Raw genomic sequence first — 14,241 nt, 5'->3', positions numbered from 1 at the left:
TAATTTATAGAGGAACAGCTATAGGCAGCAATGTCTGTGTCCTCTCAAAAATGAATATTATTTGTATTAGCTTTAGAATTTGGAGGCTACTAAGGCTATAGAGTAATTTATGACTAATTTATATTCTATTGCTTGAAGTTGGTTCGTGTTTGAATTACATACAAACTAAGGGTTTTATAATTTGAATAAATTCGCACAATTTACAATCACTTTTATTTTTCACACAATCCAACGCCTATCTTGTTTCCAACCCTCCGCACACCCGCACAAAATCCCACCCCTTTTGTGTGCGGGCGAGGCGGGGGAGCAAGCGCGCGCAAAGGGGTAAAGATGGGCCGCGCTGGCTATGGCGTGATTAGCTCGTTAATGGTGTTATTTGCGATTATTCAGGCTGTACAGCCTAGATGAGATATAAAATAGTTTCGGGTATATGGAATAGGTAGAACGGCACTAAGGCCGTTCTATTACGTTTGAAAGTGGGAAGTATCAATTAACGTGAATTGAAAGGTTTATTTATAATTCGGTTCTTTGTTCTTCGCCTGCGTCAAAAAATCCAGTAACGCATATTGTTTGAAGCGGATCACTTCAACACCTAGCATGTCGTTAATTGATTTCATGCTTTCCATTAGCGGTAGTAATTCATTGAACCAAAACACCATTGCAGCTTTCTCGATATCTCCAAGGCTACCCGAGCCTTGCGGAATGATCCCCATCAGTTGTGGCGGTATCCGGTGCATGGCTAACAAATCATCGCGCGTGGTGTCCTTGATGCCGACAAACTCATCTTTGGCGCTGATTTGGGAGAAAGGTAAAATTTGAATCCCATCCTTTTCACCATTGGCGGCATAGACAAAGATATTCTTAAATGCCTTGCCTTTGCGGGCTTTCAGTGAGTGATTTCTTTAATGAATCAACGGCCTTGTCGTCAGCCAAAGCCGCGGAAAGATACACCATCACACCGGGTGACTGCCATTTTCATAATAGTTGGTCCGAAATAGGGTGGCTGAATGATTCAAGTTAGCGGAAATAAGTCCCGCCAAATAATCGGGAGAGCCATATATCTCTTGGTGAATACACGGGTTTTTCAAATGAATCATGCTATTTTTGCGGAACTCGTAGACATCTTGGTAATCCAATCACTGAGGTGTCGATATCTCGAATAAGAGTGCTGAGGTCGGTTGTCTCATGGACTTCAACACCGTGATGATATACGATCATCGTTATTATCTCCTAATGTCTATTTATCTTTATTCTCAGGGATGTTTGATAACAAATCATGCACTTAGGGTTCTCACAGGGACAAGAGAACCACGAATGATTGCTCACCTACGCGCGCGACGACAATCTAGGCATATTGAATTGGCTAGGTGGTGAATATGTCTTTTACGGATTGGACCGCGGGGAATTTAGTCAAAGTTCCTGCATTTGATTTAACGGTCGGTGGCGTGCAGCTTTTGAGCGTCAATGACCGGCTTATGTCACTAACATTAACGGATAATCGCGGCTTTGAAGCCGATACTTTAGAACTCACGATTGATGATCCCGACGGCAAAATCGCGTTACCGGCGCGTGGGGCTGAGATTTTCGTTTCCTTTGGCTGGCAGGGGGAAGCCTTGGTGCATAAAGGGATATATACCGTTGATGAAATTAGTCACTCAGGCCCTCCCGACCAAATCACAGTAACCGCTCGTAGCGCAGACTTTCGGCAAGATTTCAACGTCAAGCGGGAATACAGCTGGCACGATATCAAAGTACCGGATGTGGTGAGTGCGATAGCAGGGCGTTATAACCTCAAGCCAGCGGTGAGCAAACAATTGATGTACATTGAAATTGACCACGCCGACCAGACCAATGAGAGCGATATCAGCTTTTTAACGCGCATGGCTGAAATGCTTGGCGCGATAGCCACCATTAAAAATGGCAGTCTGTTACTTATTGTGCCTAATCAGGGAGTCACGCAAAGCGGCAAGCCGTTACCTGTGATCACCATCATGCGCGAAAGTGGGGATAGGCATTATTTCCGATTGGCTGATCGGCAAGCGTACACCGGTGTACAAGCTTACTGGCTAGATTTGAACTACGGCAAACAAAAGAAAACCAACCTTAAACGCAAGCAAAAACCCAAAAACGAGAAATCGAGCAAAAAAGAGGGCGATTACATCGAGGGTGCCGAGGGTAACGTTTTTGTGATGCGGCAAACCTTTAAAAACGAGCAATCCGCTAAACGTGCCGCTGCGGCGAAGTGGTCAAAATTACAAAGAGGCGTAGCAGAATTTAATATTACGTTGGCCGAGGGGCGCGCAGACCTATACCCCGAGATGCCCGTTACGGTAACTGGCTTTAAACCGACTATTGATAGTCACCAGTGGGTGATTAGCCGAGTGACGCACACCATTGATGGGAACGGGTTTATTACCCATTTGGAATTGGAGATATCGTTAATAGGAATAGAGTTACTTGGATAGCTTATTTTATTAAGCTATCCAATTTTTAAATGAAAGTAATATCTTCAGTTTTAGCGAAATAACATTTAGATTTATCTGTGTCATTAGATGCTTTATTATCTTTTATTTTATTAATTTGTATATCAAGTAAAGATGGCCTCTTTTCAAAGATTTTTTTCTGGCATAAAATAGTGTTTTGTGCTGTTTGGTATACAATGTAAACATTATGGAATTCTTCTTTAGAATGATACTTGACGGATGTGTTATCTCTCCACTTTTTGATGCTCACAGAAACTTCTTCATCAGATGTAATTTTCATGAATTTAAAAAACTCGTAATTCATAAGGCTATAAAAGTTACTAATAAGCATAAGTGAAATTAAGTAAGTTATTAAAAGCATAGTTTTGGTTTTAGTGTTTATCTTTATGTTTGTAATGAGCAGTATGGCGTTTGGAATTACAACGATTAAAAAAAGATAAAAAATAAAATTCCTTGCGTCATCCAATAAACTTGATGAATTAGTTGTTTTTGTAAAATATATAAAACAGATCAATAATGAATACTGAATGAAGAAAAGAGATGTTAGTAAAATCAGTAGTTTACTTTCAAGGTTCGGGGCGATTTTTTTTGAAATAGAGAATAGTAAATAGATGGAAATAATTATTGCAATGAATGTTATTGCCGCATTGTATTGGCCTAAGTAAAAGAAACCAATGATATTAATTAAAGTTATTAAAAGACCAATGGAAAAACAAATAGAAAAATATGCCAGACTCCATTTGTACTTTTCTTTGTTTTGGTTAAATATCTCTAAGGTATAGTAAATTAGTGTGCATAATGAAAATAGGATGAAAAATAAATAATTATTATCAGGGGTTTCTGATTTTATTAAAATATATAATAAAAAACTGGTTAATGAGATCCCAATTAAAAAGGTTAAGGGTGAAATGTTGCTATGTTTATCTTGTTTTTTATTTAATATCATGACCTCTTCTATTTCATATGAGTTATTTTTGTTTATATTGTTTTTTAAAAATACAAATGCATAATATGGAATAATGTAAACCATGGTAATAAATAAGGAGATAAATATTGCGGAAATTACCAAATTAGAAAAAATGTAAGTTTCACTGATTAATAATGGAAAGAAAGATGTAGAGTCAAATATATTTAGAAATGACATTAGTAATAATGGGGAAAATATTATTATACCTGTAGTAAGTTTCACGAAATTACTAAAAAATGAATTTATCTTAGCAAGCTCGAACACATTTACCTCTCTTTTATAATAAGTTTGATTTTAACTTAAATAAAATAGTACTCTATAACTAGGCATACTCCAAACCCAAGGTTAAAAAATGGCGTTCAATTGTCCCCAGTGTGGCGCTGTGACTTATACCAAAACCAGTAAATCCATGAGTAGTGAAACCCGTAGAAGTTACCATCAATGCCAAAATTTGTTGTGTGGCTGTTCTTTTACGACAATAACCTCAGTGGAAATTTATTTAACAAAAACAATCCCCCAAAAACTGCCGGAAGGCTTTGAAATCCCGATGGATGAGCTACCGAGATCACATAGGGGAGAGAAACAGATGGAGATGTTTTGAGTGGTGATGATTGGAGAATATTAAACTGATTTTCACTGTTATTTTTGATATATAGCCAAGTTCGAGTTAATTTCATCATTATTTTAGAGATAAATAAATGTTGAGTTATTTAATATTATAAAGTTAATGATCAGATATTATATTTCCTTTAAAATAAATACTAGTAGTAGCTAACTAGTATGATTTATTGAGTAAAAACCTAAAAAATATTATATATGACGTATGTAGTCTATTGAAGTTTGATAGGTTTTATGGGATATTTAACGACGGTATGCAGGCAGATTTTTGAATTGTGCATCGCAATTCTTGATTTTAATGGCGGGATTTCTCGCTGCTATGATGAATCATAGCATAATATGCTAAGTATATGAAAAGTGCGTAAGAGTGCCTGCATACCTTTATTTAGGATTAACTATGCCTACCCGTTTAGAAAAATTAAAAAAATGTACATCAAAACCAGATTTCGCTCGCCTTTTAGGTGTTGATCCAGTATTTCTTACTCGCGTTGTATATATTAGAAATACAGAAAAATTATATACTGAATTTAAAATTAAAAAGAAAAATGGTGATGACCGTATAATTTCTGCTCCAGATAAAGAGCTTAAGGAAATACAAAGTAAACTATCAAAATTACTTCTTGATTGTTTAGATAATATAAGAAGTTCGTTAGAGATAGATAATAATTTTTCTCATGGATTTGAGAGAAAAAAAAGTATAATTTCTAATGCGGAAAAACATAAAAGAAAAAAATGGATACTAAATATTGATTTAAAAAATTTTTTTGATGAATTTAACTATGGGCGGGTAAGGGGATATTTCCTTAAAAATAATTACTTTTCATTAAATGAAAATATCTGTAATTTAATAGCTAAGATAGCATGCTATAAAAATAAACTCCCACAAGGAAGTCCATGCTCACCAGTAATTACAAATCTTATTTTACTTTCTCTAGATAGAAGGCTTAATCAAATATGTAAAAACTCAGGCTGTACTTATACTCGATATGCTGATGATATTACAATTTCTACTAATAAATCTATTTTCCCGAAAAAAATAATTTCGTCATATGAAGAAAACTCCATTACTTTAGGTAAAAAATTTATTAATGAGATTATATCATCAGGATTTACATTAAATGAAAAAAAATTAGGTTACATGATACAACTCATAGGCAAGAAGTAACTGGTCTTACAGTAAATCAATTTGTCAATGTCGAAAATAAGTATGCTCGAAAAGTGCGAGCAATGGTTCATAGTCTTTTTACTAAGGGGGAGTTTTACCTTATTGATAAGGTAACGCAAGAAACAAGACTTGGAACAGTCAACGAACTTACGGGAATGTTAGGATTTATTGATTCACTTGATAAATACAATAATAAAATTTTGAAAAACACGATTAAGCAGAGTAACTTTAATATAGAGCTTAATAAAAGAGAGAAAATATATGCCAATTTTCTTTATTTCAAGTCATTTTATTTCAATGCCAAGCCAGTTCTTCTGACGGAAGGAAAAACAGACATTACTTATCTACGTGTCGCACTTGACTCTTTAGCTTATAAATATCCTGATTTGATTGGTTATAAAGAGAATGGTCGCAATAATATTCGAGATTACAAACTTACATTTTTCAAGAATAGCCCAAAAACCAAATATTTACTTAATTTAGATGGCGGAAGCTCACATCTTAAAGAGTTTTTAAATAATTTTGAAAAGAAAGCCAGAATATATAAAACTTCTGGTGAGATAAACCCAGTAATAATAATTTTAGATAATGATTCAGGTAGTGGGGGAAATAATGGAATATTTGAAAGTTTAATGAATAAACTTAGAGGGAAAATATCCAGTAAAGAGGAATTAAGAAGTAAAAAATGGATATGGGTTACACAAAATTTATATATTATCTTTACTCCATTGAATGGAAAAAAGGAAAGTTCTATGGAAGATTTATTTGATAAAGATACACTTAATATAAAATTAGATGGTAAAGTTTTTAATAGAACAAATTCAAAGTGTACGGCTGAACAATATGGTAAGGAAGTATTTGCAAATGGAGTGGTTTTAAAAAAAAGGAAGTCTATAAACTTTTCTGGTTTTTCTCCAATTTTTGATGCAATTAGTGAAATTATCACATACCACAATAGTTCTAAATGAGCTAATTAATTTAGCTATTGATCTGTATTGTTTATCTTTTATGTAAAATTATAAAAACAAAGCCTCTCATCAAAAGAGGCTTTATAAGCGTGGTCAATATGTGGACATCAACCATTGGCTAAGTCCATTTAAATCAATTGTTTAATTCACTTTTAGAACGCCGCACTTAGCGCCTTTGATTACCTAATTTGCACAAGTACCAGAACCGCTGAATAGATGTAATTTACTTTATATTCAGTGAGTTGTAGTCAAAAGGCACTCGGGGGCGAGTGCCTTTTTTTTGTCAATATTACACCATTTTCTAGGAGCAAGCAGGCGGAACCATTTATTGTGTGATGTTAGCTGAAACATGTAGCTAACAATGATTACTCATCGCACAAACGAATCTAATGTCATTTGTGTGGTAACACGCGAAAATGTGGTGTTCTTTCATGTTATCGCTACCTTTCATTGAATACTTCAGTTCAATATCCTAGCTATTTTGCTCATTGAGTACATTTCCTCTTAACTCATTCAAATCGCGAAGAAAGATTTGTCACGGAATGCAATAACCTCTATATATATAATTCATGCGATAAATAATAAGCTAACTATCAATTGATTGAACAATGCCTATCGCATGTTTTCATCCTATTTAATCAAAAAATGATTTAAGGGTAATTTTAATTTGTTACTTAAGGTAAATGTGATGTCTTTTAAGCTGCGATATCTTGCGTTATTGCCTCTACTTGTCGTGACGGCTTGTCAGCAATCTAGCCATATCAACACCAAAACGAATACAATACCGAATGTTCAGGTACAGCCTGCGGTTGTTAACAACGCTTGGATAGAAATTTCTCGTAGTGCTCTCGAATTTAATATTCAGAAAGTTCAAAACTTGCTAGGGGATAAATCGGCTCTTTGTGCTGTCCTTAAAGGGGATGCATATGGCCACGATTTAACTTTAGTGACACCTATCATGATAGCAAACAATGTCCAATGTATTGGTGTGACAAATAATCAAGAATTACAGACTGTCAGAGAGTTAGGTTTTAAAGGGCGCTTGATGCGTGTGCGTAACGCCACTGAGCAAGAAATGGCGCAAGCAACCCAGTATGATGTTGAAGAGCTAATTGGTAATCTTGAGATGGCGGAACGGCTTAATGCAATCGCTAAGAAACAAGGTAAAACCATAGCGATACATTTAGCTTTAAACTCAGGCGGAATGTCACGTAATGGACTAGAAGTCGGTAATGCCGCTGGTTTAAATGAAGCAAAGCAAATTTCGCTATTACCACAATTGAAAATTGTTGGGATCATGTCTCATTATCCAGAAGAAGATGCTGAGCAAATCAAAGCGGATTTAGCTCGCTTTAACAAACAAGCAAAACAGGTATTAGAGGTTACCGGTTTAGACCGCAAAGATGTCACACTACATGTTGCGAATACCTTTGCAACAATTACGGTTCCTGAATCTTGGTTAGATATGGTTCGTGTAGGTGGTATTTTCTACGGAGATACGGTTGCAACGGATGAATATAAGCGTGTCATGACATTTAAATCAAATATTGCGGCTCTTAATCATTACCCTAAAGGTAATACAGTTGGCTATGATCGCACCTATACATTAAAACGTGATTCCGTGTTAGCAAATATTCCTGTGGGCTATGCTGATGGTTATCGTCGTGTATTTAGTAATGCTGGATTTGCTTTAATTGATGGGCAGCGGGTACCTGTATTAGGGAAGACCTCTATGAATACAGTGATGGTCGATGTTACCGATCTAAAACAAGTGAAACCTGGGGATGAAGTGGTCTTTTTTGGTCAACAAGGTAATGCTGAAATTACGGCAGAACAGGTAGAAGATATTAGTGGTGCATTATTTACTGAAATGTCTATCCTTTGGGGGGCAACTAACCCTCGTATATTAGTCGACTGAGATATTAAGTCGCGATCAATATACTTGTCATAATTTAAGGTGCAGCGTTGTTGAGTAAGCTCATTCGTATTAGCTACAGGGCTCTCTATGTTCCTAGCAATTTATGAGCATGTTGCTTAGCTGCACCTTGAAGTATTTAGAGTAGATAATTTACGTATCTATGGCTGTTTTTCGTTCATTTACCACGTTACGGCTTAAAATACTTCATTAGTGAATATCATCATGACTACGATAGATTAATTCTAATTGAGGGTGGCTCCACAAACTTGCGGGTGTTACTGTTGCTCGTTCCCATGGGATTTGTCCAATAAACCACAATTTCCAAAAATTAAGTTTGGCATTGGGATTTTTACTTAACAATTCTCCGAAGGTTTCAATTTCACCAATTTTAATAGAAAGGGCGGATTGATAAATATCAAATACAAATTTTGAGCAAAATTGCCGAGATGAATTATAGTCAAACCCTGTATGGTAAAATTTATTTAATCTTGAAGGGACTTGTGCGATTAAAGCCGCTTTTTGCTGGTCACTAAGGTGTGTTGATAACCTACGGATACCATAACGGTGATCAGCTGAGCGTTGAATAAAACGGGTTAAAGTCGTCGTGGTTGAGAAGGGAACTCGACTTTCTGCAACTAAATAGTCTTGCCCATTATGGCCAATAATCAAGCCAACATGATTACTCCAACATAAAGAGGCTGAGGCGATTTGGCGAAACAAGGTCGTTCCAATACAGGTAAAGATAATATCGCCAATTTCGAGCTTGCCCAGATCGCTACTATCTATCATCAATACACCTCAAAATTTATCATGAATTTGATTGATACTAGTGCATAGTTAGCTGAGTCAACAATCAGAGCTTGGATGAAAACCGTGTATATTTTGCTTTCGTTTATATTTTGTTAACTTCCAATATTAACTTATATTTTTATTGTGCTTTCCAATAATTGACTCAATGCAATGATATTTTTTGTAATTTCAGATTCAGTATGCGCGGCGTAACCAAATAAAATAGCATTGTTGTTTTGGTTATTTATGCAATAACGAGACAACGGTTGTACGCCAAATTGCAACTGATGACAGGCAGATAAAATAGATTGTAAATTGATATCCGGTTTTAACCAACATACAGCATGGATCCCTGAATCAGTTGGCGTTACTTCAAATATATGGGCTAAATATTGGTTTATTGCGTTAATTAATGTGTGTTGGCGTGAATAACATATTTTGCGAATTTTTCGTACATGCCGTGCATAATGCCCTTCTTGAATAAATTGTGCTAACGCAGCTTGTTCTAAATACCCCGAATGACTATCACTGTAATATTTTACCATCGTAAAGGGTTCGATCAGTATTTCCGGCACAATTAAAAAACCAAGGCGAAAACCTGGGTACATCATTTTAGAAAATGTACCTGCATAGATAACACGCTGGTGGGTATCTAATCCTTGAAGTGCTTGAATAGGCTTAGAAAGATAACGGAATTCACTGTTGTAATCATCCTCAAAAATCCATGCATTATTTTGATGTGCCCACTCTAACATCGTTAATCGCCTAGCTAAGCTCAGTGTGGTCCCAAGAGGAAATTGATGTGATGGTGCGGTATAAATCAATTTAGCATCAGGGCAGTGCTCAGCGGCATAATCAATATCCATTCCATCATTGTCAGAGGGAATAGGTGATATTGTTGCTTCAGATGCCGCCAAGATTGCACGAGCACTGTCATAACCAGGATCATCTAGCCAAACGCAATCACCCCGTTGTAATAGTACTGTAGCGGCTAAATTAATCGCTTGTTGAGTTCCATTGACGATAATAACTTGTTCTTCACGGCAGTTGACACCACGTGTAGAACGGACGTAGTCAACTAAGATTTTTCTAAGGGGGAGGTAACCATCAGGGTGATTATAATGTGTAATTTCATGTTTAGATTTTCGCCAAACACGGCCTAAAAGCCTACCCCATAAATCATGAGGAAATTGATCGACGCATCCAATGCCAATATTAAAAAATTGACGTTTATTGGTATTCGGTCGAGAGTTTTCCCATAATGTCGTTAAATGATTGAGTACAGGGCTAAGTTTTAATGCAGAATATTGTGATTTATTGTTGTTTTTGGGATTTGTTGTGAAGCGAATTAATTCATCAGGGATGGTTGTTGCTACATAAGTTCCTGAGCCTTGTTTAGTGACCAAGTAACCTTCATCAGTGAGTCGTTCAAAACCCGCAATCACTGAGTTGCGTGAAATAGACATCATTTCAGCGAAAGCTCGGCTTGATGGCAATTTAATACCAGACGTAAGTCGCCCATCAAGAATGGCATTTCGGATAGTGTGGTAAACACTTTCTTTAATGTAGCCCGCTTCTAATAATAAATGCGGAAATTGAGCTTGAGGCTTACGCTTCATAAAAAGTGGATCCTAAATAAATATCAAAAGTGTATCTTATTAAGTACCAGATTGGTATGTAATATAACGCCATTGTTTTTACATGTCTCATTTTAAAGGATATATTATGAATAACAATGTGTTACCTGTTACTGTTCAGTTTGTATCACCAGATCATTACGCTCAATGGTTAGTATATTGGTTACAGTATCAAGAGTTTTATCAGGTTGATTTAAAAGAAGATATTACTTTAAAAACCTGGGAGCGCTTTTTTGATAAGAATGAGCCAATGTATTGTGCTGTAGCTCTCGAAGGAGACAAAGTACTTGGTTTTGTTAATTATCTTTACCATCGTTCAACATGGTCAAAAAATGATTTTTGCTATTTAGAAGATCTTTTTGTCTCTCCTGATGTTCGCGGACGTCAAATAGGCAAACACCTGATTGAATTTGTACAAGATCAGGCTCAAAAACAATCCTGTGGACGTTTATATTGGCATACACAGGAAACAAATTTACGTGGTCAACGTTTATATGATTGGGTTGCTGAAAAACCAGGGGTGATTGAGTATAGAATGCCGTTGTAATACGGATATTTTTCCCAACTCTTGGGACAAATATAAAGATCGCAAATAAAGCCAGATGATACGTAGCTAATATTTATATTTTTTGTAAATCGATGCTTTAAATTATTCGAAATATAGCTGGATGCATAGAGAATTGTGTAACCAGCGCAAGTTAATGACGTCAAAAATGAATCATGACGATTATATTTGTGGGCTCTTCCCATCCCTGTCGGTTATGTAACGATGGGGTTTTTGTTTGCGCTCAAGTTATCCTTTTGATTAATTTCAGACAAAGTTCAAAGTCTCTTTTTGCTAAGTTATGTTTGTCTGTTATTGAAAAATAACAAATAACAGTTAAACGCAATGAAATAATCAACATCCACGAATGTTGACGGATGTCAACGCATTGGGTAAAGTATAAATACAGGAGGATGATGAAGAGACACCCTAATAAACATATTCAAATGGCTATAGAATATGCTGTCTCAAAAGGCTGGATCTTAGTAGAAGCAGGTCAGAGCTCACATGCATTTTGTCGTTTACGTTGTGGTGACCCAAATAGGGAGCATCAAAACCATCAAATGAGTGTTTGGTCGACACCAAGTAGTCCTGAGAACCATGCTAAACAGATCAAACGGAAGGTTGATAGTTGTATTTGATCATCAGTTGGCTTAGGCGGCTGAAGCCGCCTACTTTAGTAGCGTCAATGAGGGCACAATGACTTTATATAATTTCACATTAATGCTATCAGGTGTAAATATTGACACACCTAGACTTGAAGATGCCCTGTATGAAAGTGGTTGCAGCGATGCATTAGTTTGTTTTTATGGGAAATCTGTTTATTTAGAATTTGACAGGGAAGCCCAATCATTAGATAAAGCAATTGAATCAGCGATCGATAATATTGAAATGGCGGGGATCGGGGCAAAAGTTGATTCGGTTGATTCAGCATTAGTTGGTTTAAGTGACATCGCTGAATTAACTCATTTATCACGACAAGCGATTGCAATGTTAAAAGATGGTACGCGTGGTTCTGGGGATTTTCCTAGCCCAATTCAGCGCATTAAAGGCCAATCACCGCTATGGGATTGGGCTGAAGTGGCAAACTGGCTTCTAAAGAGCGGTCGGCTAGATAGTCATACCGAATTAGTTTCTAATGCCCAGGTTTTAAGCAAGTGGAATTTAGCATTACGAGCAAGTGCTTGTTCTGAATTACAGCAAGTTGAAGCGATTACTAAAAAAATACTCAGTAATCGTAAGAAAAGAACGAATTGTTCAAATATCGAGAGTACCACGTAATAACATTTAATCGTTATTTGCAGAGCAGTTAGACAGTAAAAATATTAAGGGGAGCGAATTAGCTAACAAATAAACCGTTAGATGTCTCGTCTCCTCATACTACTTTTATTGTTAACTCATAATGATGTTTAGAAAGAAATTAGTTATTTTGGGCTTTTAAACGATTACGAACCTCCATTAAAGCAAAACCCAGTAGATTTAAGCCTTTCCATGTTAGTGGGTTTTCAATGTTTTCTGCATCTTCAGCAAGACCAATCCCCCAAATTTTATCTACAGGACTAGCTTCAACAAGAATTCTTTCATTGGTATTAAGCAAAAACTGCAACAACATTTCATTTTGAGAAAACTTCGCAAAGTTAGCGTTAATAACAATATCAAATTTATGCATATCCCAATGTTCTTGTTTAAAGCCACGAACTTCTCTACCAAAGGCTTTTGCTGCTCCTGGGTTTGGTGCATTAATAATTTTTGTTAGTGTTTCTTGGTCATCAAATAACCGAGCTTTTTCTGCCATCATAAAATGTTCGGCGCTAGCAAAACGGTTACCGTTAACAATAAAAGGAGCAGGGTACCATTGGCTAAAACAGCTTTTAGTAACGGTATTTGATTTGGATTGATGTCCCCAAAAAAAGAGGTATTTAAATTTTTTGCCAGCGCGATAGTGTTTACAAAGTGTTTTAATATCCATAATAAGAATTATTCATAGTTAGGTTTATCATTAGGTTATAGAAATAATGACCAGTATACCATCAGAAATTCCCTTAATTGAAAAAGTGTGTAATAGATGTAGTAATTTAAAAATGTGAGGAACTAAACACTTTCTACAAAAAACTGACCAGATGAAATATAAAGCCTTTTTTACCTAACCATTACATTTCTTTAACCTTTACAGTTAACTAGTATCATTAATGAGGTTTAGAGAGATTAAAATATAAAAATATGGAACAGGTATTATTAGTTTTATGGCCGTTGTTTGCTTTGATAGCGATGGGTTTTATATTACGTCGCGTATCTTTATTTGCTGCTGACTTTTGGCCAAGTGCTGAAAAATTAAACTACTTTATTTTGTTTCCAGCTCTACTAATTAACAGTTTGGCGAGTGCACCGCTTGATAACCCTAAATTACCATATCTTGCCGCCGCAATTTTTTTTATTTTAGGGATAAGCAGCGCATTAGTTCTAGTGATTAAAATATTTTCTAAAATGCCAATACCTCGTTTTGGTGCGCATATTCAAGGTATTACCCGATTTAATACGTATTTGGGGTTAGCTATTGTCGCTGATTTATTTGGTACCGAAGGAATAGCGATTGCTGCGGTTCTTATGGCAATATTGGTACCCAGTTGTAATGTGATAGCCGTATTATCACTAACATCAGGAGCAAAAATTTCCATTAAGCAGCTCATCTTACCTATTATTAAAAATCCATTAATTATCTCGTGTGTGATAGGAATATTACTTAATCTATTACCCATCGGATTACCTTTTGGAACCGATCAATTACTTAAATTACTTGCCGCCGCGAGTTTACCATTAGGGTTAATTTGTATTGGCGCAGCACTACAAACGGCTACACTTAGAATTGAATTTAAACCATTAATGATATCAAGCCTAGTTCGGCTATTAGCGATGCCTGCACTTGCTATTTTTACGGCCAAGTTATTTTCTTTACCAACGCTTGAATCGGTATTATTGGTCATTTTTTTCGCTATACCGACAGCGCCAACAGCTTATATTTTAACACGGCAGCTAAAAGGTGATAGCCAGCTGATGGCAGGGATCATCACACTGCAAACGGTAATGGCAGTAATAACATTACCAGTGATACTTTCTGTATTGATAGTTTAGCGATTAAGTATTGATAACATAGC

13 protein-coding genes and 1 pseudogene are annotated in these 14,241 nt (G+C 36.0%); 9 read left to right on the top strand and 5 right to left on the bottom strand.

Annotation, left to right across the window (positions count from 1 at the left end; genetic code table 11):
- Positions 1–509: 509 nt before the first annotated feature.
- Positions 510–1,133: pseudogene (locus tag SC428_RS02120) on the bottom strand (phage portal protein); the annotation flags it as partial.
- A 243-nt stretch (positions 1,134–1,376) separates the two neighbouring features.
- On the opposite strand from SC428_RS02120, the gene SC428_RS02110 reads away from it, so the two are divergent.
- Positions 1,377–2,465 (top strand): phage late control D family protein, encoded by a 1,089-nt coding sequence (locus tag SC428_RS02110; protein ID WP_318705742.1) that lies wholly within the window; start codon positions 1,377–1,379, stop codon positions 2,463–2,465.
- Between the two features lie 25 nt (positions 2,466–2,490).
- On the opposite strand, the gene SC428_RS02105 is transcribed toward SC428_RS02110, so the two are convergent.
- Positions 2,491–3,429: a hypothetical protein gene (locus SC428_RS02105; protein WP_318705741.1), complete on the bottom strand. Its 939-nt coding sequence runs from the start codon at positions 3,427–3,429 to the stop codon at positions 2,491–2,493.
- A 373-nt stretch (positions 3,430–3,802) separates the two neighbouring features.
- Here SC428_RS02105 and SC428_RS02100 point away from each other — a divergent pair, with 373 nt between their 5' ends.
- The 4 genes from SC428_RS02100 (at position 3,803) to alr (ending at position 8,119) form a co-directional block, all read left to right on the top strand.
- Positions 3,803–4,051 (top strand): ogr/Delta-like zinc finger family protein, encoded by a 249-nt coding sequence (locus tag SC428_RS02100; protein ID WP_318705740.1) that lies wholly within the window; start codon positions 3,803–3,805, stop codon positions 4,049–4,051.
- A gap of 414 nt (positions 4,052–4,465) precedes the next feature.
- Complete coding sequence (locus SC428_RS02095) at positions 4,466–5,233, top strand: reverse transcriptase domain-containing protein (protein ID WP_230491544.1); 768 nt, start codon at positions 4,466–4,468, stop codon at positions 5,231–5,233.
- 62 nt (positions 5,234–5,295) lie between these two features.
- Positions 5,296–6,201 (top strand): hypothetical protein, encoded by a 906-nt coding sequence (locus SC428_RS02090; protein ID WP_318705739.1) that lies wholly within the window; start codon positions 5,296–5,298, stop codon positions 6,199–6,201.
- Between the two features lie 688 nt (positions 6,202–6,889).
- Entirely contained in the window at positions 6,890–8,119 is a 1,230-nt protein-coding gene (gene alr / locus SC428_RS02085; RefSeq protein WP_318705738.1) for an alanine racemase, read from the top strand.
- 207 nt (positions 8,120–8,326) lie between these two features.
- Here alr and SC428_RS02080 read toward each other — a convergent pair whose 3' ends face one another.
- Positions 8,327–8,908, bottom strand: coding sequence for a YebB family permuted papain-like enzyme (locus SC428_RS02080; protein ID WP_140180140.1), 582 nt, complete (start codon positions 8,906–8,908; stop codon positions 8,327–8,329).
- Between the two features lie 131 nt (positions 8,909–9,039).
- Complete coding sequence (locus tag SC428_RS02075; protein ID WP_318705737.1) at positions 9,040–10,527, bottom strand: PLP-dependent aminotransferase family protein; 1,488 nt, start codon at positions 10,525–10,527, stop codon at positions 9,040–9,042.
- 106 nt (positions 10,528–10,633) lie between these two features.
- Here SC428_RS02075 and SC428_RS02070 point away from each other — a divergent pair, with 106 nt between their 5' ends.
- The 3 genes from SC428_RS02070 to SC428_RS02060 all read left to right on the top strand — a co-directional run bounded on the left by SC428_RS02070 (position 10,634) and on the right by SC428_RS02060 (position 12,370).
- The gene (locus SC428_RS02070; RefSeq protein ID WP_070928646.1) at positions 10,634–11,092 is read left to right on the top strand and encodes a GNAT family N-acetyltransferase; all 459 of its coding nucleotides are present in this window, start codon (positions 10,634–10,636) and stop codon (positions 11,090–11,092) included.
- A gap of 413 nt (positions 11,093–11,505) precedes the next feature.
- Entirely contained in the window at positions 11,506–11,730 is a 225-nt protein-coding gene (locus SC428_RS02065; RefSeq protein ID WP_070928648.1) for a hypothetical protein, read from the top strand.
- A gap of 58 nt (positions 11,731–11,788) precedes the next feature.
- Positions 11,789–12,370 (top strand): DNA-binding protein, encoded by a 582-nt coding sequence (locus SC428_RS02060; RefSeq protein ID WP_318705736.1) that lies wholly within the window; start codon positions 11,789–11,791, stop codon positions 12,368–12,370.
- Between the two features lie 139 nt (positions 12,371–12,509).
- Here the strand turns inward: SC428_RS02060 and SC428_RS02055 are convergent, their stop codons facing one another.
- Complete coding sequence (locus SC428_RS02055) at positions 12,510–13,058, bottom strand: NADAR family protein (RefSeq protein WP_070928653.1); 549 nt, start codon at positions 13,056–13,058, stop codon at positions 12,510–12,512.
- 251 nt (positions 13,059–13,309) lie between these two features.
- Here SC428_RS02055 and SC428_RS02050 point away from each other — a divergent pair, with 251 nt between their 5' ends.
- On the top strand, positions 13,310–14,218 hold the full coding sequence (locus tag SC428_RS02050; protein ID WP_318705735.1) for an AEC family transporter: 909 nt from the start codon (positions 13,310–13,312) through the stop codon (positions 14,216–14,218).
- Positions 14,219–14,241: the final 23 nt, after the last annotated feature.

It is taken from the genome of Providencia sp. 2023EL-00965 (assembly GCF_033550225.1).
Taxonomy (GTDB): Bacteria; Pseudomonadota; Gammaproteobacteria; order Enterobacterales; family Enterobacteriaceae; genus Providencia; species Providencia manganoxydans.
The sequence above is the reverse complement of the archived record's forward strand: the minus strand, read 5'-3'. Positions and strand labels throughout refer to the sequence as shown.

What these genes read in the sequence shown, in the direction of transcription:
- SC428_RS02060 (WP_318705736.1), top strand. Translation starts at nt 11,789, where the DNA reads ATGACTTTATATAATTTCACATTAATGCTATCAGGTGTAAATATTGAC.
- SC428_RS02065 (WP_070928648.1), top strand. Translation starts at nt 11,506, where the DNA reads ATGAAGAGACACCCTAATAAACATATTCAAATGGCTATAGAATATGCT.
- alr (WP_318705738.1), top strand. Translation starts at nt 6,890, where the DNA reads ATGTCTTTTAAGCTGCGATATCTTGCGTTATTGCCTCTACTTGTCGTG.
- SC428_RS02090 (WP_318705739.1), top strand. Translation starts at nt 5,296, where the DNA reads ATGGTTCATAGTCTTTTTACTAAGGGGGAGTTTTACCTTATTGATAAG.
- SC428_RS02070 (WP_070928646.1), top strand. Translation starts at nt 10,634, where the DNA reads ATGAATAACAATGTGTTACCTGTTACTGTTCAGTTTGTATCACCAGAT.
- SC428_RS02095 (WP_230491544.1), top strand. Translation starts at nt 4,466, where the DNA reads ATGCCTACCCGTTTAGAAAAATTAAAAAAATGTACATCAAAACCAGAT.
- SC428_RS02055 (WP_070928653.1), bottom strand. Translation starts at nt 13,058, where the DNA reads ATGGATATTAAAACACTTTGTAAACACTATCGCGCTGGCAAAAAATTT.
- SC428_RS02080 (WP_140180140.1), bottom strand. Translation starts at nt 8,908, where the DNA reads ATGATAGATAGTAGCGATCTGGGCAAGCTCGAAATTGGCGATATTATC.
- SC428_RS02100 (WP_318705740.1), top strand. Translation starts at nt 3,803, where the DNA reads ATGGCGTTCAATTGTCCCCAGTGTGGCGCTGTGACTTATACCAAAACC.
- SC428_RS02110 (WP_318705742.1), top strand. Translation starts at nt 1,377, where the DNA reads ATGTCTTTTACGGATTGGACCGCGGGGAATTTAGTCAAAGTTCCTGCA.
- SC428_RS02050 (WP_318705735.1), top strand. Translation starts at nt 13,310, where the DNA reads ATGGAACAGGTATTATTAGTTTTATGGCCGTTGTTTGCTTTGATAGCG.
- SC428_RS02075 (WP_318705737.1), bottom strand. Translation starts at nt 10,527, where the DNA reads ATGAAGCGTAAGCCTCAAGCTCAATTTCCGCATTTATTATTAGAAGCG.
- SC428_RS02105 (WP_318705741.1), bottom strand. Translation starts at nt 3,429, where the DNA reads ATGATATTAAATAAAAAACAAGATAAACATAGCAACATTTCACCCTTA.